Source organism: Mesorhizobium sp. RCAM 06353, assembly GCF_059683585.1.
This window is the reverse complement of sequence record NZ_CM185031.1, coordinates 2,085,063-2,108,334: the sequence shown is the minus strand read 5'-3', so window position 1 is coordinate 2,108,334 and position 23,272 is coordinate 2,085,063. Positions and strand designations below refer to the sequence as shown.

The 23,272-nt window shown below is 63.7% G+C and carries 24 protein-coding genes, 1 pseudogene and 1 riboswitch; of the genes and pseudogenes, 12 read left to right on the top strand and 13 right to left on the bottom strand.

The annotated features are described in order from the left end of the window. Positions 1–81 precede the first annotated feature (81 nt). Positions 82–2,661, top strand: a complete 2,580-nt coding sequence (locus tag AC56QX_RS09985; protein ID WP_497115627.1) for a TIGR02302 family protein — start codon at positions 82–84, stop codon at positions 2,659–2,661. A 113-nt stretch (positions 2,662–2,774) separates the two neighbouring features. Here AC56QX_RS09985 and AC56QX_RS09980 read toward each other — a convergent pair whose 3' ends face one another. After that, positions 2,775–3,632, bottom strand: a complete 858-nt coding sequence (locus AC56QX_RS09980; protein ID WP_497115626.1) for a LysR family transcriptional regulator — start codon at positions 3,630–3,632, stop codon at positions 2,775–2,777. A gap of 222 nt (positions 3,633–3,854) precedes the next feature. Between AC56QX_RS09980 and AC56QX_RS09975 the strand changes: the two genes are divergently transcribed. After that, entirely contained in the window at positions 3,855–4,805 is a 951-nt protein-coding gene (locus tag AC56QX_RS09975; protein ID WP_497115624.1) for a DMT family transporter, read from the top strand. 9 nt (positions 4,806–4,814) lie between these two features. On the opposite strand, the gene AC56QX_RS09970 is transcribed toward AC56QX_RS09975, so the two are convergent. The 4 genes from AC56QX_RS09970 to AC56QX_RS09955 all read right to left on the bottom strand — a co-directional run bounded on the left by AC56QX_RS09970 (position 4,815) and on the right by AC56QX_RS09955 (position 8,285). Next, a complete protein-coding gene (locus AC56QX_RS09970) occupies positions 4,815–6,416 on the bottom strand; it encodes a tetratricopeptide repeat protein (protein WP_497115622.1) in 1,602 nt (533 codons plus the stop codon). 170 nt (positions 6,417–6,586) lie between these two features. Then, the gene (locus AC56QX_RS09965) at positions 6,587–6,958 is read right to left on the bottom strand and encodes a response regulator (RefSeq protein ID WP_010911735.1); all 372 of its coding nucleotides are present in this window, start codon (positions 6,956–6,958) and stop codon (positions 6,587–6,589) included. A 119-nt stretch (positions 6,959–7,077) separates the two neighbouring features. Next, positions 7,078–7,620 carry a hypoxanthine phosphoribosyltransferase gene (gene hpt / locus AC56QX_RS09960; RefSeq protein ID WP_497115620.1) on the bottom strand — a complete coding sequence of 181 codons (543 nt, stop codon included), beginning with the start codon at positions 7,618–7,620 and terminating at the stop codon, positions 7,078–7,080. A 23-nt stretch (positions 7,621–7,643) separates the two neighbouring features. Further along, positions 7,644–8,285: a hypothetical protein gene (locus AC56QX_RS09955; protein ID WP_497115618.1), complete on the bottom strand. Its 642-nt coding sequence runs from the start codon at positions 8,283–8,285 to the stop codon at positions 7,644–7,646. 191 nt (positions 8,286–8,476) lie between these two features. Here AC56QX_RS09955 and ftsE point away from each other — a divergent pair, with 191 nt between their 5' ends. The 3 genes from ftsE to AC56QX_RS09940 all read left to right on the top strand — a co-directional run bounded on the left by ftsE (position 8,477) and on the right by AC56QX_RS09940 (position 10,964). Next, positions 8,477–9,136 carry a cell division ATP-binding protein FtsE gene (gene ftsE, locus AC56QX_RS09950; RefSeq protein ID WP_010911739.1) on the top strand — a complete coding sequence of 220 codons (660 nt, stop codon included), beginning with the start codon at positions 8,477–8,479 and terminating at the stop codon, positions 9,134–9,136. Then, positions 9,129–10,127: a cell division protein FtsX gene (locus AC56QX_RS09945; RefSeq protein WP_497115615.1), complete on the top strand. Its 999-nt coding sequence runs from the start codon at positions 9,129–9,131 to the stop codon at positions 10,125–10,127. The genes ftsE and AC56QX_RS09945 overlap by 8 nt, the downstream gene beginning before the upstream one ends. A gap of 111 nt (positions 10,128–10,238) precedes the next feature. Continuing rightward, positions 10,239–10,964, top strand: coding sequence for a YdcF family protein (locus tag AC56QX_RS09940; protein WP_497115613.1), 726 nt, complete (start codon positions 10,239–10,241; stop codon positions 10,962–10,964). A gap of 18 nt (positions 10,965–10,982) precedes the next feature. On the opposite strand, the gene AC56QX_RS09935 is transcribed toward AC56QX_RS09940, so the two are convergent. Together AC56QX_RS09935 and AC56QX_RS09930 are read right to left on the bottom strand one after the other, a co-directional pair. Next, positions 10,983–11,615, bottom strand: a complete 633-nt coding sequence (locus AC56QX_RS09935; RefSeq protein ID WP_497115611.1) for a pyridoxamine 5'-phosphate oxidase family protein — start codon at positions 11,613–11,615, stop codon at positions 10,983–10,985. 26 nt (positions 11,616–11,641) lie between these two features. Continuing rightward, positions 11,642–12,112 carry a nuclear transport factor 2 family protein gene (locus AC56QX_RS09930; protein WP_497115609.1) on the bottom strand — a complete coding sequence of 157 codons (471 nt, stop codon included), beginning with the start codon at positions 12,110–12,112 and terminating at the stop codon, positions 11,642–11,644. Between the two features lie 118 nt (positions 12,113–12,230). On the opposite strand from AC56QX_RS09930, the gene AC56QX_RS09925 reads away from it, so the two are divergent. Next, entirely contained in the window at positions 12,231–13,133 is a 903-nt protein-coding gene (locus AC56QX_RS09925; protein ID WP_497115607.1) for a LysR family transcriptional regulator, read from the top strand. A gap of 122 nt (positions 13,134–13,255) precedes the next feature. After that, entirely contained in the window at positions 13,256–14,044 is a 789-nt protein-coding gene (locus AC56QX_RS09920; protein WP_497115606.1) for a lysophospholipid acyltransferase family protein, read from the top strand. A 19-nt stretch (positions 14,045–14,063) separates the two neighbouring features. Here the strand turns inward: AC56QX_RS09920 and AC56QX_RS09915 are convergent, their stop codons facing one another. The 3 genes from AC56QX_RS09915 to AC56QX_RS09905 form a co-directional block, all read right to left on the bottom strand. Further along, on the bottom strand, positions 14,064–14,690 hold the full coding sequence (locus AC56QX_RS09915) for a LysE family translocator (protein WP_497115604.1): 627 nt from the start codon (positions 14,688–14,690) through the stop codon (positions 14,064–14,066). Positions 14,691–14,779: 89 nt separating this feature from the next. Further along, entirely contained in the window at positions 14,780–15,727 is a 948-nt protein-coding gene (locus tag AC56QX_RS09910) for an aldo/keto reductase (RefSeq protein WP_497115602.1), read from the bottom strand. A gap of 123 nt (positions 15,728–15,850) precedes the next feature. After that, complete coding sequence (locus AC56QX_RS09905; protein ID WP_497115601.1) at positions 15,851–16,372, bottom strand: gamma-glutamylcyclotransferase; 522 nt, start codon at positions 16,370–16,372, stop codon at positions 15,851–15,853. Between AC56QX_RS09905 and AC56QX_RS09900 the strand changes: the two are divergent. The 3 genes and pseudogenes from AC56QX_RS09900 to AC56QX_RS09890 form a co-directional block, all read left to right on the top strand. After that, a pseudogene (locus AC56QX_RS09900) lies at positions 16,286–17,038 on the top strand (DUF2125 domain-containing protein); the annotation flags it as partial. The gene AC56QX_RS09905 and the pseudogene AC56QX_RS09900 overlap by 87 nt on opposite strands. 196 nt (positions 17,039–17,234) lie before the next feature. Then, complete coding sequence (locus AC56QX_RS09895; RefSeq protein WP_497115600.1) at positions 17,235–17,507, top strand: DUF2125 domain-containing protein; 273 nt, start codon at positions 17,235–17,237, stop codon at positions 17,505–17,507. 7 nt (positions 17,508–17,514) lie between these two features. Beyond that, on the top strand, positions 17,515–18,444 hold the full coding sequence (locus tag AC56QX_RS09890) for a sugar kinase (protein WP_497115598.1): 930 nt from the start codon (positions 17,515–17,517) through the stop codon (positions 18,442–18,444). Here AC56QX_RS09890 and AC56QX_RS09885 read toward each other — a convergent pair. After that, positions 18,441–19,376, bottom strand: coding sequence for a prephenate/arogenate dehydrogenase family protein (locus AC56QX_RS09885; RefSeq protein WP_497115596.1), 936 nt, complete (start codon positions 19,374–19,376; stop codon positions 18,441–18,443). The two genes, AC56QX_RS09890 and AC56QX_RS09885, sit on opposite strands and share 4 nt — an antisense overlap. Before the next feature lie 5 nt (positions 19,377–19,381). Beyond that, positions 19,382–20,491 carry a histidinol-phosphate transaminase gene (gene hisC / locus AC56QX_RS09880; RefSeq protein ID WP_497115595.1) on the bottom strand — a complete coding sequence of 370 codons (1,110 nt, stop codon included), beginning with the start codon at positions 20,489–20,491 and terminating at the stop codon, positions 19,382–19,384. A 150-nt stretch (positions 20,492–20,641) separates the two neighbouring features. Continuing rightward, positions 20,642–20,719, top strand: a riboswitch (SAM riboswitch). A 106-nt stretch (positions 20,720–20,825) separates the two neighbouring features. Here hisC and metX point away from each other — a divergent pair. Then, on the top strand, positions 20,826–21,995 hold the full coding sequence (metX, locus tag AC56QX_RS09875; protein ID WP_497115593.1) for a homoserine O-acetyltransferase MetX: 1,170 nt from the start codon (positions 20,826–20,828) through the stop codon (positions 21,993–21,995). 58 nt (positions 21,996–22,053) lie between these two features. After that, positions 22,054–22,668: a methionine biosynthesis protein MetW gene (gene metW, locus AC56QX_RS09870; protein WP_497115591.1), complete on the top strand. Its 615-nt coding sequence runs from the start codon at positions 22,054–22,056 to the stop codon at positions 22,666–22,668. Between the two features lie 12 nt (positions 22,669–22,680). On the opposite strand, the gene AC56QX_RS09865 is transcribed toward metW, so the two are convergent. Beyond that, positions 22,681–23,001: a DUF1330 domain-containing protein gene (locus tag AC56QX_RS09865; RefSeq protein ID WP_497115589.1), complete on the bottom strand. Its 321-nt coding sequence runs from the start codon at positions 22,999–23,001 to the stop codon at positions 22,681–22,683. Positions 23,002–23,272: the final 271 nt, after the last annotated feature.

Sequence of the window (23,272 nt, the reverse complement as noted above, 5' to 3'; positions counted from 1 at the left end):
AGCGCCTCGCCTTTGCCGTGTTTGCTGGTATTCTTCGAGTCGTAAGGAACGGGCTATCCTGTCCGATTCCAGGAAGGGCCGATGACGCAACGACCCACCTTCAGCAACGATCGCGGCCTGGCAGGGCGCCTTGCCTTGAGTCGGCTGGCGACGCGGGTCTCGATGCTGGTCGAGCGCGGCTGGCCGCTGCTGCTGCCGCTGATCATTGTCGCCAGCCTGTTCATAAGCATCTCCTGGTTCGGCGTTTTCTCCCGGCTGCCGGATGTTGTGCGCATCGGCCTTGTCGCCGCGTTCGGGCTGGCAGGGGTGGCAGCGCTCTATCCGTTGCGCTTCTTCCGCCTGCCTGGTGCCGCCGAAGTCGATCGCCGCATCGAGGCCGCCAACGAACTGCTGCACAGCCCCGTGCTGGTGCAGGCCGACCGCCCAAGCGGCCGGGACAGCAGCTTCTCGCAGGCACTGTGGCGCGAACACCAGAAGCGTATGGCCGCCAAGCTCGACAGCCTGGGCGCCGACTTGCCGCGCACACGCGTGCCGGAGCGCGACCCCTGGGGGCTGCGCGCGGTGGCCGCGCTACTTCTTGTCACCGCCTTTGCCTTCTCCTTCGGGCCAACCGGTGGCAGGATAGCGGACGGTTTCAGCGCCCACGGCGCGCATGATGCCGTGCCGCCACGCATCGATGCCTGGGTGACACCGCCGGCCTATACCGGCAAGCCGCCGATCTTCCTGACCGCCGACGCCAACCAGGCGACGCCAACGTTTCATGTGCCCGAAGGCAGCGATGTCTCGCTGCGCGTGACCGGGGGCTCGGGCGAGGAAACGCTCGCCTATGCCGACAAGGACGGAAACGCCCGTGTCATCGACCCGGCCGGGCCTCAGGCCGCCACGACAGCCAAACCGGCAGCTAGCCCAGCAACGCCCTCCAAGGTACGCCAGTTCACCGGCAAGCTGACCGGCGACGGCACGCTGACGTTGAAATCGGGCGAGGACCAGCTTGGCCGCTGGGCCTTCGCCGTGATCGCGGACAAACCGCCGCAGATCCGCTTCGTCGGCGAGCCCAAGCGCGCCGCCAACGGCGCCTTCGAACTCAACTACCAGATCGACGACGACTATGGCGCCGCCACCGCCAAGGCGGTCTTCGCGCTGGCCGACCCGCAGGCGCCGGACGCGCACCCGCTCTACGGCCCGCCCGAGATGCCGCTGGCGCTGCCGCGCCGCGGCGGCAAGTCGAATACCGCCAAGACCACCAAGGACCTGACCGAGCATGTCTGGGCCGGCAGCAGCATCAAGCTGACGCTGGTCGCCACCGACGACGCCGGACACACCGCCTCGAGCGAGACCAAAACGCTGGTGATGCCCGAGCGGCCGTTCGCCAACCCGCTGGCGCGGGCGGTGATCGAACAACGCCGCCTGCTGGCGCTCGACGCAAATGCCAAGCCGCGCGTCTTCGACCTGATCGACGCCATCACGCTGCGGCCCGAAGACACGTTCGACAACATGTCCCACTATCTCGCCATCATGAGCGCGCGTAGCCGGCTGAAGCTCGCCGGGAACGACGATCAGCTGCGCAGCGAGGTCGCCTATCTCTGGGAAATCGCGCTCGGTATCGAAGAGGGCAACCTCTCGGCCGCCGAAAAGCGGCTGCGCCAGGCGCAGCAGGCGCTGCAGGACGCCATCAAGAACGGCGCCAGCGACCAGGAAATCGAAAAGGCGATGAAGGAACTGCGCGAGGCGATGAACCAGTTCCTGCAGGAATTCGCCGAACGCGCCAAGCAGAACCCGAACGCGCCGCAGATGCAGCAGAACGGCCAGGAACTGCGCCAGAGCGACATCGACCGCATGATGGACCAGATCGAGAACCTGGCGAAGTCGGGCGATCGCGACAAGGCGCAGCAATTGCTGTCGCAGCTGCAGGACATGATGAACAACCTCCAGGCCGGCCGGCAGCAGCAGGGCGGCGAGCAGGACAGCCAGATGCGCCAGCAGATGGACAAGCTCGGCGAGATCCTGCGGCGCCAGCAGGAGATGATGAACGACACCTTCCGCATGGACCAGATGCAGCGCGGCAAGAATCCCAACGATCAGTCTGGCGGCGGCCAGGACCAGGACCTGCCGGGCGTTGGCCAGGACCGCGATCCGCTCGCCAGGCCGAAACAGCAGATGACGCCGCAGGAGTTTGCCAACGCGCTGAAGCAGCTGCAGGAAGGCCAGGGCCAGCTGAAAAGCGACCTGGAGCAGTTGAAGAAAGGCCTCGAAGGCATGGGCATGGAGCCCAATGAAGGATTTGGCGAGGCCGGCAAGTCGATGGGCAATGCCGAACAGGCGCTTGGCGAGGGCCAGGGCGACGAGGCCGTCGGCCACCAGGGCCGGGCGCTCGAGGCGCTGCGCAAGGGCGCCAAGGACATGATGAAGCAGATGCAGGCCATGCAGGGCGACCAGGGCGGCAGCCAGGAAGGCGGTCGCCAGCAGAATGCCGACCGTGACCCGCTCGGCCGGCCGCGCGCCAGCCAGGGTCCCGATTTCGGCGATTCGGTGAAAGTGCCCGACGAGATCGACGTCCAGCGCGCCCGCCAGATCCTGGAAGCGATCCGCAAGCGGCTCGGCAATGCGCTCAGCCCCGACATCGAACGCAGCTATCTGGAACGGCTGCTTGAGCTGAAATAGAGCAATTCCAGGAAAAGTGTGAAACGGTTTTCCGTCCGGAATTGCGTCAAAACAAAGAGGTAGAGCAAACGTCGAGAACAACCGGCCGCATTTCCACGCAGCCGTCGGCTGTTCTATCGGTTGACGAACGCCTCGCGGATAGCCTCCTGCATGCCGTCGATCGCCTCGCCTGACGCATTCGGGTTGCGGTGCATCACCACATTGGAGGAGTCGATGTCGCCGAACCCGTCGGCGGACGTCAGTTCACGGCAGCCGTCCGGAATGTTGCTGCGCGAAATCGGCGCGATCGCCAGTCCCGAGGTAACCGCAAGCTTCAGTCCGCCGGTGGTATCGCTGGTATAGGCGACACGATAGCCAAGCCCGCGCTGCTCCAGCGATTTGATGGCAAAGTCCTTGCACCAGCCGGCCCGGTTGTAGAGCGCGATCGGCACCGGACGTTCCTCATGCATGTGATGCAGGGTCGACGTCACCCAGACGGTCGGATCGTGCATCAGCACTTCGCCGCCGGCCAGATCCTGCCATTCGAACACCACGCACAGATCAAGCTCGCCGGCGGCGAGCGCCGCCAGCTGTGCTCCCGAATGCGCGTAGCGCACCGTGACCTCGACCTTGGTGTGACGCTTCGAGAATGCGCCGAGCGCGCGCGACAGGATGGCGTGGCCATATTCCTCCGGAATGCCGATCCGCACTGGCCCACCCAGTGGTGCTGCCGCCATCGACGCCGCCGTTTCGTCGAGCAGCGAGACGATGCGGCGGGCGTTGACGATGAGTTCGCCGCCACGCCGGGTCAGCGCGACGCCGCGCGAGCCGCGCTCGAACAGGCTGTCGCCAACCAGTTCTTCCAGCTTCTTCATCTGCATCGACACCGCCGACTGGGTACGGCCGGCCTGCTCGGCCGCCCGGGTGAAATTGCCGGCCTCGGCAATGGCCACGAAGGTGCGCAGGAGATCGCTGTCGAGGGTCGGACGCATGATATCCATCATAAGCAAATTTGATTGCTGGTATCATTCCAATTCGTTTGCAACATGTCAAACGCCAGGTGATAGTTGCCTCACCCATTGGATATGCGGCTGCGAAATCAGCTGCGGACCAATAAAGTGTCCTCACTCGTGCCCGCTGCCCGAAACGGTGGCGGGTTCTTTTTAGCCCGTAGGCGACAGCTTCGGATCATATGCGCAGGAGCCGGAACGCAGATGCAGAATAGGATGGTGCGCGGCATCCTGAGCCTGTGCCTGGGCGTGTTGGTCTTCTCGCTGCAGGACCCGCTCGTCAAAGCCGTGTCGAGCGGCTACCCAGTGACCGAGGTGATGGCGATCCGCTCGATCGTCGCCTTGCCGATCCTGATCGCCCTCGTCCATGCCGATGTCGGGCTGCGGGCAATCCTGTCGAAGCGGTTCGGCCTGCTGACGATACGCGCCTTCATCCAGTTCACCTCCTACACCGTCTACTATCTGGCCATCGCCGCGCTGCCGCTGGCCGACGCCGTGGCGCTCTATTTCATGGCGCCGCTGTTCATCATGGCGCTGGCTGGGCCGTATCTTGGCGAACGCGTCTCCTGGCGGACGCTGGCGACGGTGCTGATCGGGCTGCTGGGCGTCATCGTGATGGTGCGTCCCGGCGCCGGCCTGTTCGACTGGGCGGCATTGCTGTCACTGGGCTCTGCGGCGCTCTACGGTTTTTCGCAGTTGATGGCGCGCAAGATCGGCGATACCGAATCGTCCACCGTGATGGCCTTCTATCAGAACGGCGCCTATCTCATCGGCGCCGCCGTGGTTGCCGGCACCTTCCACCTGGCCGGCATAACCCACGCCATCCACCCCAGCGTCGAGTTCCTGGTGCGGCCGTGGATATGGCCGACGCTGCCTGACTTTCTCAAGATGGCCGCCTGCGGTTTCGTCGCCTCCGCCGGCATGATCCTTCTGTCGCAGGGCTACAGGCTGGCGCCGGCCAACCGCGTCGCCACCTTCGAGTACACCGGCATCCTGTGGTCGCCGCTGTGGGGGTTTCTGTTCTTCGCCGAGGTGCCCAGGTCGACGACCGTCGTCGGCGCGGCGCTCATTATCGGCGCCGGCCTGCTGGCGCTCAACACCGAGCGCCGCAAGAGTGCCGCGCCGGTGCTTGCCACTACCGGAGACACGGCATGAAGCTGGATATCAGCCGGACAGAATTTCGATGAAGCGTTGGACGATTGGCCGGGTCGGCGAGTTGGTCTTGTCCAGTTCCAGAAACTTCTTGTAGGCGGCGATCGCTTCGGGCTTGCGGTCGATGTCGCGATAACTGTCGCCAAGCGCGCTGTAGATCTCGGCCTTGTCGGGCGCCAGCTTGACCGCCGTTTCCAGTGCCTCCAACGCCTCTTTCTGCTGACCGAGCGCCTGCAGGCAGCGGGCATATTCCAGCCAGTAGCCGGCATTGCCAGGCTCGATGGTCTTGGCGCGATCATAACGCTGCGCCGCGGTATCCCATTTGTGCAGCAAAGCCAGCAAATTGGCATCCTGCGCCTGCGCTTCGGCATTTTGCGGCGAATAGTCGGCGGCGTCGCGAAACACCTTCTCCGCCTCTTCGTAATTGCCGTCGCCGATATACATCGACGCCAGATAGGCGAAGGCCACGATGTAACCGGGATCGAGTTCGAGCGAACGGCGCAATAGACCGACGCCTTGCTGCTTGCGCCCGCGATCGAGCTCGATCTTGCCGGCCTTCGCATAGTAGCGCGGATTCTCCGGATCGAGATCGGCCGCCTCGACCAGGAATTTGATCGCCTCGTCAGGCTGCTTACGCGCCATCGCTATGTCGGAGAAACCCTCGACGGCAAGCGCGTTGGTCGCATCGCGGCCATGCACTTCGCTGAACTCGGCCTGGCCCCCGTCGAGATCGCCGGAGACGCGCAGCACATTTCCCAGATTGAGGCGCGCCGGCAGAAAACCGGCATCTAGCGAAATCGCAGCCCGGAAGTCCTCGATGGCCGCCGGCAGGTCATTGGCGTTGTAGCGGATAAGGCCGACGAGATTGTAGGCCCATTTGGCATCCTTGTGGTGCGAGCGGATCAGCCGCCGCGCCAGTGTCGTCGCCCGCAGCGGTTCCTTCTCGGCATCGGCGGCGATGGCGATAAACGGATCAAGGCTCCCCATGATGCTGGAGGCCGCATCGGCGAAATAGTCCCGCTCGGGGCGGTCGCCGATCGGTGGCAGATCGATGATCTCGACCGTGTCGCGCACGACCCTGAGCCGCAAGCGCAACCCCGAGCGGCCGCATGCCTCGTCGGAACAGACGAATTCCCCTGAAATGCGCGTCTCGTATGCGTTGAACAGCCGGCGCACATGGAAGATCAGCGATTCGATCGAGAAGCCGGAGTCGGGAAAGGAAAACTCGACACGGCGCGATTGCGGAATGGCGCTGATGCTTGCCTTGCTGGTCTTGGCCTTGGCGGTCACGTCTTGAAGACCGTCCCAGACGCGGCTTGCCGCAACATCGGCGGTCAGGCCTTCCTTGCTCAGCGCCTCGGGCACGGCGATCGGCTCGATGATCACCTCGTCACGGCGGAACTGGCTGACCAGCACCGGGAAAACAATGATGACGGCAACCAGGAAAAGCGCGTTCAGGAAGATGCTGCGAACCGTAGTCGACCATGTGTCGAACCCGGCAAGCGAAAACTTGTCACGCAGACGCCGTGGCCGCTCCGGCGGCGACGCCGGAGTTTCCACGCTTGCGGGCTGTTCTTCCGCCGTCGATTCAAGTTTGCGACGCTGACGCGCCATTCTCCCCACCCCAAGCTGCCAGCAAGCATATTAGGGGATGCGAAGATAGATTGCCACGTTGGATATCTAATGCATGTCGCCCAAAAGTGACCTCGGTTTTGGGAGAACGACATGCATAAAAAACAAAGACCTAAAGCGCGTCGCATGAATCCGTTTCAACGCGACGCGCTTTAGGCGAAGCAGATCAGCGCCCGTTCGACGCGTGAGCGGATTTCGGCCAGCGTGAAGGGCTTCTGTACGACGTCGAGGATGATGCCGTTCAACTCCTCGGCGCGCTCGCGCTGGTCGGCATAGCCGGTCATCAGCATGATCTTCATCGCCGGGAAAAGTGCTGCCGCCGCGATCGCCATCTCGATGCCGTCCATCTCCGGCATGCGGATATCGGAAACGACGAGATCGTAGCCGCCATGCGCGGCGCGTATCAGCGCCAGGCCTTGGGCGCCGTCGGCGGCGATATCGATTGCGTGGCCGGCGCGTTCAAGCGCGCGGGCTGCGAGGGTGCGGACGGACTCATCGTCCTCGACGATCAAAAGCTTTGCCATGGCCGGCAATTTGGCCGCGAAAAGTTGACTTTTTCTGAAAGCACCCTGCGTCCGGCCAGGCTAATTTTTCCGGAACCGTTAAGGGCTTTTTCAGAACTTGCCGGTGCGAGGCTATCGCCTCACGCATCGCCTTTCACAACACCCACGAACGGCAATTCGCGAAAGGCGTGCGCCACATCCATGCCATAGCCGACGACGAAATAATCGGGGCAGTCGAAACCGACATAGTCGGCGACGAGCGCGGTCTGGCGGCGCATGCGCTTGTCGAGCAGCACGGCGATGGAACAGCTTTTGGCACCGCGCGACAGCATCAGGTCGCGGGTGAAGGTCAGCGTCTTGCCGGATTCGAGAATGTCGTCGATCAGAAGCACGTCGCGGCCGGAAACCTCGTTGTCGATGTCGCGCAGCACCCTCACCTCGCCGCTGGTGGTGCCGGCGCCATAGCTGGAAATGAAGATGAACTCGACCTCGGGCGACAGGCCGACATCATGCATGGCGCGGATCAGGTCGGCGGCGAAGATGAACGAGCCCTTCAGCACCGAAATCACCAGCAGATCGTGATAGTCGTGCCCGGCGATCTCCTTGGCGAGTTCGAGATTGCGGCGCGCGATCGCCGACGCCGAAAACAGGACTTCGATGTCCTTGTCGCGTACGATTGGCATTGCTGGTCTTCCCCGGTGATCGCCTACTCAGCGAAAGTAACCAAAACGGTCCTCACGCCGTTCTTAGGCACGTCGAGCCGGCTGGCAAAGCCGAATCTTTCGCCCGATGCCAGCGAATGGCCGGATGTCCCCAACGTATAGCGGGTTGTGCATCCATCATTGCCCGTTACCCGGATTTCGAGCGGCGGCAGGGTCGCCGGACCCGTCCCGTCATTGGCGGCCTCACCATCGACAAACAGCACCGGATTGGCGCCGGAGGCGTCGACATGTGAGGTGACGCCTGAAATGGTCAGCGCCGACGCTTGCGCGCCGGTCAGGAACGGCGCCTGGCGCACCAGCACATGACCGCCGGAGACCCAGAAGGCGGCGAGCGCGGCGCCGATGCCGGCGATCCAGAAGATCGGCCCGCCGCGCGCGGCGGGCGGCCGCTCCGCCGGTGGTTCCGGCTTGCGCAGCATGTCCATGCCCTCGATGGACGGGGTAACGATTGGACGCGGCAGCGGCGAATCGCTTTCGACAGAAGGGGCCGGCGGCGGCAACACGACATAGTCTGCATCGATGATATCGGCGGCCGGGCCGCGCACGATCCGGTCCGCCACGGCAATTGCCGGCGGATCGGTCATGATTTCGCCGGAAACCGGGCGCGCGGTTCGTTCGTCAGCCATATGGCCCCGTTATTGCGCGTGTTCGCTTTTCGTTTCTTTTGCGTAAACAAAAATGGTTAACGCTTCCCCACCGGAGCCCTCGTGACGCGCCGAAACAACCCAGGAATTAACCGCCGGTTAACCATGCCGGCCGATGGTCTTTTCGTAGAACAGGCAGGCTCAGTGCTGCCAGGAATTTCAGGTCGTCGAAATTGATTCGCTTCGAAAATGTCGGCCTCCGCTATGGCATGGGTCCGGAAATCCTCCGCGACATCTCCCTGCACATACCGGAGCGCTCGTTTCAATTCCTGAGCGGGCCTTCGGGCGCCGGCAAGACGACGTTGCTGCGCCTTCTGTTCATGTCGCTGAAGCCGACGCGCGGGCTGATCACCATCTTCGGCAAGGACCGCTCGCGTATCTCGCGCACCGAACTGCCGCATCTGCGCCGCCGCATCGGCGTGGTGTTCCAGGATTTTCGCCTGCTCGACCACATGACCACCTATGAGAACGTCGCGCTGCCGCTGCGCGTGCGCGGGCGCGAGGAAGCGAGCTACCGCACCGACGTCACCGAGCTGTTGAAATGGGTGGGGCTGGGCGAGCGCATGCATGTTTTGCCGCCGGTCCTGTCGGGCGGCGAAAAGCAGCGTGCAGCTATCGCCCGCGCCCTGATCGAGCAGCCGGAGATCCTGCTGGCCGACGAGCCGACCGGCAATGTCGATCCGCCGCTGGCGCGACGGCTGCTGCGGCTGTTCATCGAGCTCAATCGGTTGGGCACCGCCGTGGTGATCGCCACCCACGATCTCGGCCTGATGGAACAAGTCGACGCGCGCCGCATGATCCTGGCCGGCGGAAGGCTGGACATCTATGACTGACCTGTCCGCCGAACATCTCGAAGAGCATGAGCATGAGCAGGAAGCCGAGGCGGCCGAGGCAAAGCCGCGCGCCCAGCGCCGGATGGCGCCGATCGTGCCGGCGCAGAACATCGCCGGCCGCGCCCTGGTCCTGGTCATCGCCATCATGACCTTCCTGTCCTGCCTGACCTTCGGCGCGGTGACGCTGGTGCGCGACACCGCCTCGGTCTGGGAGAACCAGATCTCGCGCGAGGCGACGATCCAGGTGAAGCCGGCCGACGGCCTCGACATGGAGGCAGCGCTTGCCCAGGCCTCGCAGATCGCCGCCGAGTTCCCCGGCGTGAAATCGACAAGGATCATCGACCGCGAGGCGACCGCCGGGCTCTTGGAGCCATGGCTGGGCTCCGGTCTCAACATCGATGAGCTGCCGGTGCCGCGTCTGATCATCGTCACCATCGATGAGAACAGCCCGCCCGACTTCGCCGCCATGCGCGCTGCCATCACGCCGAAACTGCCGAGCGCGTCGCTCGATGACCACCGCACCTGGGTCGACCGGCTGGTGGCCATGGCCCGCACCACGGTGACCATCGGCATCGCCGTGCTGGCGCTGATGCTGTCGGCGACGGTGCTGACCGTTGTGTTCGCGACCCGCGGCGCCATGGCCGGCAACGGACACATCATCGAGGTGCTGCATTTCGTCGGCGCCGAGGCGGCCTTCATCGCACGCGAATTCCGCCGGCATTTCCTGGTCACCGGCATGAAGGGCGCGGCCGCCGGCGGCGCGGCGGCGGTGCTGGTCTTCATCGTCTTTTCCTGGTGGTCGTCGCGCAACATGGCGACGCCGCAGGCCGATCAGGCGACTGCGCTGTTCGGCAATTTTGCCATCGGCTCGGCAGGCTATCTCGGCGTCGTCCTCATGGTGCTGGTGATCGGCGCACTGACGGCGGCAACCTCGCATGCCACCGTCGTCGCCTATCTCAGCGACATCGACGTTCGCCAACCAGACGCGTGAAAGGGAGCATGTTCTGGCGGGGGATGGAAGCAGGCTGATCACGAATGGAGAAGCGGCGTAACGCAAAGTGCGTCTTTTACCTACCAAAGGCCGCATTTCAGGATTAACCATATGGCTATGGACGTGCGGGATTCGACCGGGACGGCTGTGCAGATGCCAGTGGTGGTTGCTCGTTTGCGCGACCACGGCGGGATTAGCCGTTTAAAAACCGCACTGCGTATATCCGCGCTCTCCCTCCTCGTTCTCGCAACCTTGTTTGCCGGCGGCTTCGGCTGGTTCGCCAGCAAGGTCGCCCATCTGACCACGCCCGCCAATCCGGCGAAGGCCGATGCCATCATCGTGCTGACCGGCGGCCAGTCACGCCTCGACGCCGCGATGGATCTGCTGGCGTCCGGCAAGGGCGAGCGGCTGTTGATCAGCGGCGTGCATCCTTCAGCCAGCCGCCGCCAGCTCCAGGTCGCGACCGGCGGCGACAAGAAGCTGTTTTCCTGCTGCGTCGACATCGACCGCGCTGCGCTCGACACGATCGGCAATGCCGAGGAAAGTGCCAAATGGATCGAAAGCCATGCCTATGGCACGGTGATCCTCGTCACCAACAACTACCACATGCCACGCAGCCTGCTGGAAATGGGCCGGCTGCTGCATGGCGCCAAGCTGGAGCCCTATCCAGTGGTCAATTCCAATCTCGACAATGGCGGTTGGCTGACCAAGCCGCGGGCGTTGCGTGTGCTGTTCACCGAATACACCAAATACCTGCTGGCGCTGGCGCGCGGCATCGTGCCGGTGAAGCCGACCCCGGACGGCATCGCGCTGGCTGAGACCGCGGCCGGCGGCTGAGCCCTCGGCCCTCTATCATCATTCCTTGTCTGTCGCCTTCGACGCCGCCTTCAGGCGCATGACCTCCTGCTCGAGGTGTTGAATACGCCTGTCCCGCTCGCCAAGTGCTGCCGCCACGTCAGCCGCCTCGAAGCGCTGCGGAATGTGTTGCGGGCAGTTGGAATCCCAGGCCGAGACCGTAAACAGGATGACCTGTTCGGGCCGCGCCTTGTAATCCCCAGGCATCAGTCTCGCCATCAGTTCGGCATCGTTTTCGACGACGCGCGCCGTGCCCCAGATCTTGATGCGTTGGCGCAGCATGTAGTCGATCAAAAACAGGAAGGCGCGTGGATTGTCGGCCAGATTGCCCTGCGTGATGAACTGCCTGTTGCCGGAGAAATCCGCAAAGCCGATCGTCTTTTCGTCGAGCACCTTGAGAAAGCCAGCCGGGCCGCCGCGATGCTGGATGTAGGGCTGGCCGTCCCCATTGGCCGTCGACAGGAAGACGCTGGTCTGCATCTCGATGAACGCGGCAAGGTCCGGCGTGATGACAGCCTGCCAGCCACCACGCTCCTCGACGCGGGCGTAAGACTGCCGCGAGCCCTTGCGCGCCTGAATCGCCTTGACGGTCGGCGTGAAGGCGACGTCGCTGGTGAAAGCATGCGCGTTCATCGAAACCTCCTAGACCAGAGCGGGGTTTAAAGCCCGAGCTCCGACAATGTTGGGTGGTCGTCCGGGCGGCGCCCGAGCGGCCAATGGTACTTGCGGTCGACCTCCGCGATCGGCAGGTCGTTGATGCTAGCGATGCGCAGGCGCATCAGCCCGTGCTCATCGAACTCCCAGTTCTCATTGCCGTAGCTGCGGAACCAAGAGCCCGAATCGTCGTGCCATTCATAGGCGAAGCGCACGGCGATGCGGTTGCCGTGAAAGGCCCAGACTTCCTTGATCAGCCGGTAGTCGAGCTCACGGCTCCATTTGCGCGTCAGGAAAGCCTGGATGGCATCGCGGCCTTGCAGGACTTCGGCGCGGTTGCGCCAGCGGCTGTCCGTCGTATAGGCGAGCGCGACCCGTGCCGGATCACGCGAATTCCACGCATCCTCGGCCATACGCGCCTTCTGCGCTGCTGTCTCGGCAGTGAAGGGCGGAAGCGGCGGGCGGCTTTCAGACATAGGAACTCCTTTGCTCGGCCATGCTGCAGACACGACCGAATGCGATATATAAAGCCTTCCATTCCTGAAATGCAGATGACATATTTGCAATCAGTCCTTCCATTTTCTGGAAGAAGTGATGGATCGTCTCGAAGCCATGTCGCTCTTTGTCGCCGCGGTGGAGGCCGGCAGCCTTTCCGCCGCGGCCCGCCGCTTCGGCATTCCGCTGGCGACCGTCAGCCGCAAGGTTTCCGATTTGGAACGTCATCTCAACACAAGGCTGCTGAACCGTTCGACGCGCCGGCTGACGCCGACCGATGCGGGCGAGGCTTATCTTGCGGCCTGCCGCCGCATCCTCGATGAGGTTGGCGAGGCCGAACGCGCGGCGGCGGGCGAATACAGCGCTCCGACCGGTGAGCTGGCCATCACCGCGCCAGTGGTGTTCGGCCGCCTTCATGTGCTGCCGGTCGTTACCGGCTTTCTCTCGGCCTATCCCGACGTGGACATCCGCCTGACCCTGGCGGACCGCATCACCCAGCTGGTCGAAGACCATTTCGACCTCGCGCTGCGCATCGGCCAGTTGCCCGATTCGCGCCTTGTCGCCATTGGCGTCGGCTCGATCCGCCGTGTGGTCTGCGCCAGCCCGGCCTATCTGGCCGAACACGGCATACCCACGACCCCGGAAGACCTGAGCACCCACAATTGCATCACTTTCGAGGGACTGTCCTCCGCCGCCCCATGGGGCTTCACCAGAGGCAAGACCGAAGTCACGGTTCAGGTCCGCTCGCGGCTTCAGGTCAACACCGCCGAGGCGGCGATCGATGCAGCGATTGCCGGCGTCGGGCTAACGAAAGTGCTTTCCTATCAGGTCGATGCCGCGGTGCGGTCAGGCATGCTGCGCATCCTGCTGCAGGAATTCGAGCCGGAACCGTGGCCGGTGAGCCTGGTGCATGCGGGCCACGGCCTGCTCCCGGTCAAGCTACGTGCCTTCCTCGATTTTGCGGCACCGCGCCTGAAGGAACGGCTGGCGCGATTGGGCTAGCGTGGCCGGAGGTCAGCCCCGAAACGAACCATGCCTCGGCATCGGCCGGGTCACACTTCGGCCATTTCCTTTTTCCCCGCGCTTGGTGTAACCAACGCACACTTCCTCACCGGACCTCCCCCATGCTCTATGTCAGATCGCTGGCGTTCAATTTCGTCTTCTACGTCAATCTGATCGTCCAGATGATCCTCTGGACCCCCTATTATTTCCTGTCGCCTCGTCACCGCGCCTGGTTCGTGCCGAAATTCTGGTCGCGAAGCTGCATGTGGCTCTACGACAAGATCGCCGGCACCAAGAGCGACATCACCGGGCAGGAAAACCTGCCCGAAGGCTCCTTCATCCTGGCGCCCAAGCACCAGTCGTTCTGGGACGCGATCGCCTTCTTCCCTTTCCTCCAGGATCCGCTCTACATCCTCAAGCGCGAGCTGACATGGATCCCGTTCTTCGGCTGGTACATCATGAAGATGCGCATGATCCCGGTTCATCGCGGCAGCCGCTCCAAGGCCTTGAAGGCGGTGGTCGCGGCGACCAAGGAAGAGATGGCGCGCAACCCACGCCAGCTGATCATCTATCCCGAAGGGACGCGCCGGGCGCCGGGCGACGAACCAGCCTACAAATACGGCATCGTCGAAATCTACGCACAGCTTGGCGTTCCGGTGGTGCCGGTCGCCCATGTCGCCGGCCTCTATTGGCCGCGCCGCAAGTTCCTGCGCTATCCCGGCACCATCAAGGCGCGTTTCCTGCCGCCGATTCCGCCGGGCCTCGGCAAGGACGAGTTCATGGCGCGGCTGATCGGCGAGACGGAAGCGGCCTGCGACCAGATGCTCGTCGAGGCGTCCCGCGCACCCAACCCGCCGGCCTTCCCGCCGACCGCGGTGAAGCGGCTGCGGGAACTCGGCGCGAAGGCCTGAAGGCCCTCCGGCTGGGCAATCAGCCGTAGACAGCCAGCACCGTGGTCAGCACCAATGTCGCGGCAAAGACCAGATTGACGACCCGGGAAGTGACAGGCCGGCGCAGGAAGCGCGCGAAGGCTGAACCCGCAAGAAGCCACACGGCGTGGATGACAACGATCATCACGGCCAGAACCGTGAGTTTCGTCGATAGGCCAAGCTCGGCACCGCCTTGGTTCGATGAAGCGCCGGCAAACACGGCGGCGATCGCCAGATAGGCTTTGGGATTGGCGACTGCCAGCAGAAACCCGGCCAGCCAGGTCGGACTTGAAGCCTCGGCCGCGCGTGCCGTCAGCGGCGGCGCCGTCGCGATCTTGAAGGCGAGATAGAGGATATAGGCGGCGGACGCGACAACCAGCAACGGCGCCAGCTTCGGCATCGACCCAAGCACCGCCATGATCCCGGTCGCCACGACCAGCAGGACAGCGACCGTGCCAAGGATGATCCCCAAGGTATAGCGCAGCGAGTGGCGCAGGCCGAAGGCGGCACCAACGGCGGTGACGCTTATCGTTGCCGGACCTGGACTGCCCATGACCACCGTGGCGGCAAGCACAAGTGCGAGCAGCGGCCGCCAAAGCTCCGGCTGCGAAAGAAGCGGTTCAGTCATTCCACCCTCTGTCTTGCCTCGAGCGCAGGACGCTATGGCAAGACAGGGGGTGGTCTTGGACGTTCGTGCGTATCGCGATGGCCGAACCTTCAGCCACTCGCCTTGTCGAGCTCCGCCATGTCGTCGGCGGTCAATTTCAGCGACGCGGCCTTGATCAGACTGTCCATCTGCTCCGGCTTGGTGGCGCTGGCGATCGGCGCGGTGACGCCTGGCCGCGCAATGACCCAGGCAAGCGCGACTTCCGCCTGTTTGGCCGAATGCCTCGCCGACACCGCGTCGAGTGCCGCAAGGATGCGCATGCCGCGCGCGTTGAGATAGTCCTTCACCCCGCCGCCACGCGGGCTTTGGCCAAGATCGGCTTCGCTGCGGTATTTGCCGCTTAGGAAACCCTTGGCCAAGCTGAAATAGGTGATGACGCCGATATCCTCGGCCACACACAGATCATGCAACGGCCCATCGAAGGAGGAGCGGTCGTAGAGATTGTATTCCGGCTGCAGCACCTCGTAGCGCGGCAGGCTGCGCAGGCTCGCCACGTCGAGCGCCGCGCGCAGCTGGCCGGCGTCGAGGTTCGAGCAGCCGACATGGCGGACCTTGCCCTTGGCGAGCAGCTTTTCATAGGCGCCGAGCGTTTCCTCATAGGGCGTGGTCGGATCCGGCCAGTGCGACAGATAGAGGTCGATGGCGTCAATCTGCAGCCGCTTCAGCGACGCGTCGACGGCCTTTTCGATATAGGCGGCGGACAGGTCCTTGTGGCCCTGCCCCATATCGGAGCCGACCTTGGTGATCACCACGACCTTGTCGCGGTTGCCGCGGTTCTTCATCCAGCTGCCAATGATGGCTTCGGATTCGCCGCCCTTGTGGCCGGGGACCCAGCGCGAATAGGCGTCCGCTGTGTCCACCGCGTTGAGGCCAGCCCCGACGAAGCGGTCGAGCAGGTCGAAAGATGTCTTCTCGTCGGCGGTCCAGCCGAAGACGTTGCCGCCCAGAACCAGCGGCGCGATGGAAAGGTCGGTGCGACCGAGACGGCGTTTCTGCAAGACGGATCTCCGTGAGGAATTGGGACCGGGCGGATGCCGCCTGTTGGCCGGGGTTCGAAGCCTAACCTAGGTCTCGCCGCACCAAGGTCAAAGGCCTGGCTGCCTTTTCCGCAGAGCCAGCCTTCACAAAGGCGCTATCCCCCGTGCCACTTCCTCCAGCCAATGGTCGCGGATACCAAGCGCTTCCAGATGCTTCAGCGTGCTGAGAACATAATCCTCATTGTCGCCGGATTGGCCGACGGCGCCGCGCACCACCGCAGCCGCATGCGCAGCATCAAGCGACCCGGCATATTGCTCATGCTTGCGGTCGACGATGTAGGCTACGGCTTCGACCATGCCGCCGCCATCAAGGCGAATCTTGAGCGTGCGCTCGAGATAGACTGATGTGACGAGCTCGCGCTCGCGCAGATAGGCAATAACCTCGTCGCGCAATTCCCCGGGCACGCGGAAAGCCAGGCCGACGCAGGAGCCGCCATGGTCGAGGCCGAGCACCAATCCGGGCCGCTGGCGCGTGCCGCGATGCACGAAGGAATAGACACAGAGCGAGCGGCGGTAGCCATGCAGCCGGGCGCGGCGTGTCTCGACATGCGCGAAACCCGGCCGCCAGATCAGCGAGCCGTAGCCAAACACCCAAAAATCGCCCATATCGCCGCGCCTGATTGCAAAAGATTGCCGACACCGCATCCGAAGCGGTGTTTTTTCCGTCCGTGTCTGTCTACCTATTGTTGTCGGAATCGAAGCTCCGTCCACCAATACCCATGCGTTAATGAGAGCCAAAGCATGACGTCAAGTGACGAACGCCGACCAAAGCCCCGCCGCGGCCTGTTCTGGCTCGTGGCGTTCATCGTTGTGCTGTTTGCCATCTACAGCGGCGGCTGGTTCTACCTGGCCAACAGGGTCAGGGCTGAAGCTGAGAAAGCGGTTGCCACGCTCAACAAGAGCGGCATCGAGGCCGGCTGTGCCAATCTTCAGGTCAGCGGCTATCCCTTGAGCTTCACCGTCTCCTGCGACAACCTCGCCTACGAGGACGATGCCAAGAACATCGCCGCCTCGGCCGGCTCCTTCAATGCCGTCGCCCAGATCATTCAACCCTTGTCCCCGGTTGCCAATCTGCGCGGACCGCTCAGAACCTCCGTCCCGGGCATGATGCCGCTGTGGATCGACTGGGACAATCTGCAGGCCAACGTCAAATTGTGGTACCCGCTGCCGCAGCGTATATCGCTGCAGGCCGAGGGCCTGTCCGGCCAGACCGATCCGGCTGACGACACCGATCCGGTTGAACTGTTCAGCGCCGGCAAGGCCGCTGGCCAGTTGCAGCCGAATGGCGGCGATCTCGACTATATCGGCAGCTTTGGTGATCTCGAGATCGACCCGGATACGATCGGCGGGCGCGTGCTGCCGGCGCTCGATGCCAGCGGCGACGCCACGCTGAAGAACGGCGTTGCGCTGATCGGCACGCAGGTGAAGAGCCTGCGCGGCCAAAGGATAGAGATCTCGCAACCTCGATGTGTCCTCGGGCACGGCGCGGGTTACCGTTTCCGGGCCGCTGTCGGTCGACACCGAAGGCCTGATCGACGCCGATCTGATGATCCGGATCAAGGATCCGAAGGCCGTGGCGTCTATCCTTGCCGGCGCCATACCCGAGCAGAAGAATGCGATCGAACAGGGCTTTGCCGCCCTAGCCATGCTCGGCAGCGAACCGTCGATGCCGCTGAAAGTGGTCAAGGGCAAAGCCTCGCTCGGCTTCATTCCGCTCGGCAAGATCAAGCCGGTGCAATAGCGCGGCCATGGCAAAACCGGTGAGGCTCCTGAGCGTCGGCGCGCTGACACTGGACACCATCCTGCGTGTCGAGACGCTGCCGACGCATCAGGGAAAATTCATTGCCTCCGACGGTGTCCAGATCGCCTCGGGCATGGCAACCAGTGCTGCCTGCGCCGCGCATCGCCTGGGCGCCGACGTATCGCTGTGGGCGAGCGCCGGCGACGATCCCATCGGCGATCAGCTGATTGCCGGGGTCGAGGCCGAGGGCGTCGATTGCACCTATGTCCGCCGCGTCAGCGGCGCCCGCTCAGCACTGGCCTCGATCCTGGTCGACGCGCATGGCGAGCGCATCATCGTGCCTTTCTACGACAAACGCGCCCAGACCGATCCCGAGGCTTTGCCTTTCGCAGACATCGCGGCGTTCGATGCCGTGCTGGTGGACGTGCGCTGGCCGGGTGCCGCTGCCCTTGCCCTCAAGGCGGCGCACGCCGCCGGCCGGCCGGCGATCCTCGATGCCGACACCGCGCCGCTGGCGGTGCTGGAGCAGTTGCTGCCGCTGGCCTCGCACATCGTCGCCTCCGAGCCGGCAGTCCGCATCATATGCGGCCAGGCGCTGGATCTGGAAACCGCTTGCACCGACATGGCCTCCCGCACCGACGCCTTCGTCGCGGTCACCGGCGGCGCGTCAGGCACCTGGTGGTTCGATCGCGCAGCGCGATCATCCCGTCATGTCGCGGCGCCAAAAATCAAGGCAGTCGACACGCTGGCGGCGGGTGATGTCTTTCACGGCGCCTTTGCCGTCGGGCTGGCGGAAGCCATGCCAGTCGAGCAAGCCTTGCGCTTCGCCAGTGCCGCCGCCGCCCTCAAATGCCAGCGCTTCGGCGGCAGGCTGGGCGCACCGGACCGGACCGAGACGCTGGCAATGGTCGCGGCGACCTGGCCTGAAACAGCCTAGCTCTTGACGGGATGCTCGACCGCCTGACGGCCGAAGTCGGGTGCGTCGATATCCTGGCCGGCCTCGATGATCGACCGGCGCACCGCCCGGGTGCGGGTGAACAGGTCGAACAGCTTGTCGCCGTCACCCCAGCGGATCGCGCGCTGCAGGAACGCCAGATCTTCCGAGAACCGCGCCAGCATTTCAAGGATGGCGTCCTTGTTGTGCAGGCAGACGTCGCGCCACATGGTCGGATCCGAGGCGGCCAGACGCGTAAAGTCGCGAAAGCCGGAGGCGGAATATTTGATCACTTCCGTCTTGGTCACCGATTCCAGATCGTCGGCGGTGCCGACGATGTTGTAGGCGATGATGTGCGGCAGATGCGAGACGATGGCGAGCGTCATGTCGTGATGCTGCGGGTCCATCGTGTCGATGTTGGCGCCGCAGCGGCGCCAGAATTCCGACAGCCTCTCCAGCGCTTCCGGATCGGTGCCCGGTACCGGCGTGAAGATGCACCAGCGATTGTCGAACAAATCGGCAAACCCGGCATCAGGGCCGGATTTTTCCGTGCCCGCCAGCGGATGGCCCGGAATGAAATGCACGCCGTCAGGCACATGCGGCTGCATCTGCGCGATCACCGATGCCTTGGTCGAGCCGACATCGGTGAGGATCGCACCCTTCTTCAGCGCCGGCGCAATCTCCTGCGCCACTGCGCCGGACGAGCCGACCGGCACCGAGACGATGACCAGATCGGCATCGCGAACCGCTTCTTTCGCATCGGTCGTGTAGGAGTCGCCCAGTCCAAGTTCCTCCGCCCGCGCCAGCGTCGCGGCGCTGCGGGTCGAGATGGCGACATGGCCAGCCAGCCCCTCGCGGCGGATGACGCGGGCCAGCGACGAGCCGATCAGGCCGATGCCGACCAGCGCGATCTTTTCAAACATCGGTGAGGTCATGGCGTTCAGCTTTTCAGGAATGTCGCGAGAGCGGCGACAACGCCGCGATTGGCCTCTTCGGTGCCGACGGTCATGCGCAGCGCGTTGGGGAAGCCGTAGCCTGAAACGCGCCGCAATATGTAGCCGCGCGCCGTCAGATAATCGTCGGCCGCCGCCGCCGAATGCTTCTGGTCGTCGGGAAAATGGATGAGGAGGAAATTGCCGACGCTGGGTGTCACCCGCAGTCCAAGCCCTGTCATCTCCTGGCTCAGCCAGGTAAGCCAGGTCTCGTTGTGCGCCACGCTGCGCTCGACATGGGCGCGGTCGCGGATCGCCGCGATGCCAGCTTCGATCGCCGTCGCATTGACGTTGAAGGGACCGCGCACGCGGTTGATGGCGTCGACGATGTGCATTGGGCCATACATCCAGCCGATCCGCGCGCCGCCAAGGCCGATCTTGGAGAAGGTGCGGGTCATCACCACGTTCTCGGTGCCGCCGACCAGCTCGATGCCGGCTTCATAATCGTTGCGGCGGACATATTCGGCATAAGCCGCGTCGAGCACCAACAGCACATGCCTGGGCAGGCCGGCATGCAGGCGCCGCACCTCCTGGAACGGCACATAGGTGCCGGTCGGATTGTTGGGATTGGCGAGGAACACGATTTTCGTATGCGGCGTGACGGCGGCCAGTATCGCATCGATGTCGGCGCGCTCGTCGGTCTCCTTGACCGCGATCGGCGCGGCACCGGCCGACTGGATGTAGATCTTGTAGACCATGAAGGCATGTTCGGTGAAAATCGCTTCGTCACCGGGCGCGAGATAGGTTTGTGCCAGCAGGCCCAGAATCTCGTCGGAACCGTTCGAGCAGATGATGTTCTGCGCATTGAGGCCGTGCACCTCGGCGATCGCCTCGCGCAGCCGTTTGGCAGTGCCATCGGGATAGATGTCGAGTTTGGCGGCAACCTCACGCGCGGCCTCAATAGCCTTCGGCGACGGGCCGAGCGGGTTCTCGTTGGACGACAGCTTGTAGACCTTGGCGACACCGGCGGGTGCGGCGCTCTTGCCGGGCACATAGGCGTCGATGTCCATGATGCCCGCGCGCGGGGTTGGACGTGCCTGATCCGGTGTCTGGTTCATTTTTTGCAAAATCCGTCGAAAATGCCTCCATCCGGAGGCCGCAGCGGAAATACAAGCCATGGCCCGCAATGTCGAGAGGCGGCAGTGGTGCCAGCAGCCGGCCCAGACAGCTGGCATTGACGGCAGAGCGGGCGAGTTCTAGAAGGGCAGCGACAGTTCCGTGGTGATTTGGCCGGTCGGCTTGCAGCCACGTTAAACAATTCGCTAAAGGGCCGTTTGCGTGACGTAACCGGCTTTGCGAATGGCAATGCCGGTTTTTTATTGTCCGCGACCGGCCGGACGGACGCATCGTCGGCGATTTTTCGCCTGATATAATGCAGCAAGTGAGACGAGAATGGCCGCTCTGCGCGCAGGAAAGACCAACAACGAGGCCGACCAGCCGTCGAGCCCGGTGTTGCGCTTCGGGTCCGACAAGCCGCTCAAGCTCGACGCCGGCACGCTTTTGTCGCCGTTCCAGATCGCCTATCAGACCTATGGCGCGCTGAACGATGCCCGCTCCAATGCCATCCTCGTCTGCCACGCGCTGACCGGCGACCAGCATGTCGCCAACACCAACCCGGTGACCGGAAAGCCGGGCTGGTGGGAAGTGCTGATCGGCCCCGGCAAGATCATCGACACCAACCGCTTCTTCGTCATCTGCTCCAACGTCATCGGCGGCTGCCTCGGCTCCACCGGCCCAGCCTCGACCAACCCCGCCACCGGCAAGCCGTATGGGCTCGACCTACCCATCATCACCATCCGCGACATGGTGCGCGCGCAGCAGATGTTGATCGACCATTTCGGCATCGAGAAACTGTTCTGCGTGCTCGGCGGCTCGATGGGCGGGATGCAAGTGCTGGAATGGGCGTCGTGCTATCCCGAGCGCGTCTTCTCGGCACTGCCGATCGCCACCGGCGCCCGCCATTCCTCACAGAACATCGCCTTCCACGAGGTCGGCCGGCAAGCCGTCATGGCCGATCCGGATTGGCATGGCGGCAAATATTTCGAGCACGGCAAGCGCCCGGAAAAGGGCCTGGCGGTGGCGCGCATGGCCGCCCACATCACCTACCTTTCGGAAGCCGCCCTGCACCGAAAATTCGGCCGCAATTTGCAGGACCGCGACCACCTGACTTTCGGCTTCGATGCCGACTTCCAGATCGAAAGCTATCTGCGCCACCAGGGCATGACCTTCGTCGACCGCTTCGACGCCAATTCCTACCTCTACATGACGCGGTCGATGGACTATTTCGACCTCGCCGCCGACCATGGCGGCAGGCTGGCGGACGCCTTTGCCGGCACCAAGACCCGCTTCTGCCTGGTCTCGTTCACATCGGACTGGTTGTTTCCGACGGAAGAGAGCCGCTCCATCGTGCATGCGCTCAACGCCGCCGGCGCCTCGGTATCTTTCGTCGAGATCGAGACCGATCGCGGCCACGACGCTTTCCTGCTCGACGAGCCGGAGCTGTTCGCCGCCATCAACGGCTTCATAGGCTCGGCGGCGCGTGCCAGAGGGCTGAGCGCATGACCCCGGAAAGTTGCAGACTTTACGGATCAGGATCATGCGCCATCCAGGAGACGACATCATGAGCGTCAACGGCAGCCAGCGCGTCGACCTCGAGGTCGTCGCCAACCTCATCCCGCCGCAGTCACGCGTGCTCGACGTCGGTTCGGGCGACGGCTCATTGCTTGAATTGCTGCAGGACACCAAGCAGGTCGACGGTCGCGGGCTTGAGCTGTCGCAGCGCGGCGTCAACGAATGTGTGGCGCGCGGCCTCTCGGTCATCCAGGGCGATGCCGACAAGGATCTCGAATTCTATCCCGACAAGGGTTTTGACTTCGTCGTCCTGTCGCAGACCTTGCAGGCCACCCGCAACCCGAAGCTGGTGCTCGACGAACTGCTTAGGATCGGCGACCGGGCGATCGTGTCCTTCCCGAATTTCGGCCATTGGCGGGTGCGCCTGTCGCTGTTCGTCAAAGGCCGTATGCCGGTGACCGCGGACTTGCCCTATTCCTGGTACGACACGCCCAACATCCATTTCTGCACCATCCGCGACTTCGTCAATCTGTGCGAGGAGCTCGGTGCGACGGTGGAGAAGGCAACCGCGCTCGACGCCGCCGGCCAGAAGATCGGCCTGTCTATGCCCTGGTGGTTCTGGAATTTCTTCGGCCAGCAGGCGGTGTTCTTGCTGAAGCGATAGGGCACGGCCCGTCTAGCCAAGCACATCCGTAGCCTTGTGCGGATGCTCGACGCCGTCAACGATGATGACGTCTGAGTGCGAATTATCGATGCGCAGTGGAAGGATCGCCCGGTAGGCTGGCGAATTGTACCAGCTGTGCACCTGATTCCGGTCGGGAAATTCGATGATGATAAGGTTGCCCGGCCATTCGTTCTCGATCACCTCGACGTCGCCGCCATGGACCAGGAAACGGCCGCCGAAAGGTTCCAGCGTGGCATCGATCTTGTGCAGGTACTCGACGATCTGCGGGCCCATCGTGACTTGGCGCATATGGGCAACGGCGTAAGCGGTCATGACGTAACTCCCTTGTCGATCGAGGCCGATTTGCCGGCCTGATGACTGCAGATTGCCAAAGGAAGTGACGGACTTCGATTATGCCAGAGGTAATGGGAGCGATATCGACGCTGCGACCGAATCAGTCCTCGATCGCGCGGAACTGCATTCCTTCCGACCTGCTAACGTGTTGCTATTGGGGCGCGAAATCTCAAATTCGACGTTTCAGACCGGCTGCATTTCGCATCGTGGGATGACACACGAAGATGTTCTTTGTAGCGTCGCGCCGAAC

Coding starts and splice junctions, on each gene's coding strand:
- hpt (WP_497115620.1), bottom strand. CDS start 7,620: ATGCCAATCGTACGCGACAAGGACATCGAAGTCCTGTTTTCGGCGTCG.
- AC56QX_RS09985 (WP_497115627.1), top strand. CDS start 82: ATGACGCAACGACCCACCTTCAGCAACGATCGCGGCCTGGCAGGGCGC.
- AC56QX_RS09930 (WP_497115609.1), bottom strand. CDS start 12,112: ATGTCTGAAAGCCGCCCGCCGCTTCCGCCCTTCACTGCCGAGACAGCA.
- AC56QX_RS09890 (WP_497115598.1), top strand. CDS start 17,515: ATGGCAAAACCGGTGAGGCTCCTGAGCGTCGGCGCGCTGACACTGGAC.
- AC56QX_RS09955 (WP_497115618.1), bottom strand. CDS start 8,285: ATGGCTGACGAACGAACCGCGCGCCCGGTTTCCGGCGAAATCATGACC.
- AC56QX_RS09970 (WP_497115622.1), bottom strand. CDS start 6,416: ATGGCGCGTCAGCGTCGCAAACTTGAATCGACGGCGGAAGAACAGCCC.
- AC56QX_RS09905 (WP_497115601.1), bottom strand. CDS start 16,372: ATGGGCGATTTTTGGGTGTTTGGCTACGGCTCGCTGATCTGGCGGCCG.
- AC56QX_RS09920 (WP_497115606.1), top strand. CDS start 13,256: ATGCTCTATGTCAGATCGCTGGCGTTCAATTTCGTCTTCTACGTCAAT.
- AC56QX_RS09965 (WP_010911735.1), bottom strand. CDS start 6,958: ATGGCAAAGCTTTTGATCGTCGAGGACGATGAGTCCGTCCGCACCCTC.
- AC56QX_RS09865 (WP_497115589.1), bottom strand. CDS start 23,001: ATGACCGCTTACGCCGTTGCCCATATGCGCCAAGTCACGATGGGCCCG.
- AC56QX_RS09975 (WP_497115624.1), top strand. CDS start 3,855: ATGCAGAATAGGATGGTGCGCGGCATCCTGAGCCTGTGCCTGGGCGTG.
- metX (WP_497115593.1), top strand. CDS start 20,826: ATGGCCGCTCTGCGCGCAGGAAAGACCAACAACGAGGCCGACCAGCCG.
- AC56QX_RS09915 (WP_497115604.1), bottom strand. CDS start 14,690: ATGACTGAACCGCTTCTTTCGCAGCCGGAGCTTTGGCGGCCGCTGCTC.
- AC56QX_RS09980 (WP_497115626.1), bottom strand. CDS start 3,632: ATGCGTCCGACCCTCGACAGCGATCTCCTGCGCACCTTCGTGGCCATT.
- AC56QX_RS09940 (WP_497115613.1), top strand. CDS start 10,239: ATGGCTATGGACGTGCGGGATTCGACCGGGACGGCTGTGCAGATGCCA.
- AC56QX_RS09925 (WP_497115607.1), top strand. CDS start 12,231: ATGGATCGTCTCGAAGCCATGTCGCTCTTTGTCGCCGCGGTGGAGGCC.
- AC56QX_RS09945 (WP_497115615.1), top strand. CDS start 9,129: ATGACTGACCTGTCCGCCGAACATCTCGAAGAGCATGAGCATGAGCAG.
- AC56QX_RS09935 (WP_497115611.1), bottom strand. CDS start 11,615: ATGAACGCGCATGCTTTCACCAGCGACGTCGCCTTCACGCCGACCGTC.
- AC56QX_RS09885 (WP_497115596.1), bottom strand. CDS start 19,376: ATGACCTCACCGATGTTTGAAAAGATCGCGCTGGTCGGCATCGGCCTG.
- metW (WP_497115591.1), top strand. CDS start 22,054: ATGAGCGTCAACGGCAGCCAGCGCGTCGACCTCGAGGTCGTCGCCAAC.
- hisC (WP_497115595.1), bottom strand. CDS start 20,491: ATGAACCAGACACCGGATCAGGCACGTCCAACCCCGCGCGCGGGCATC.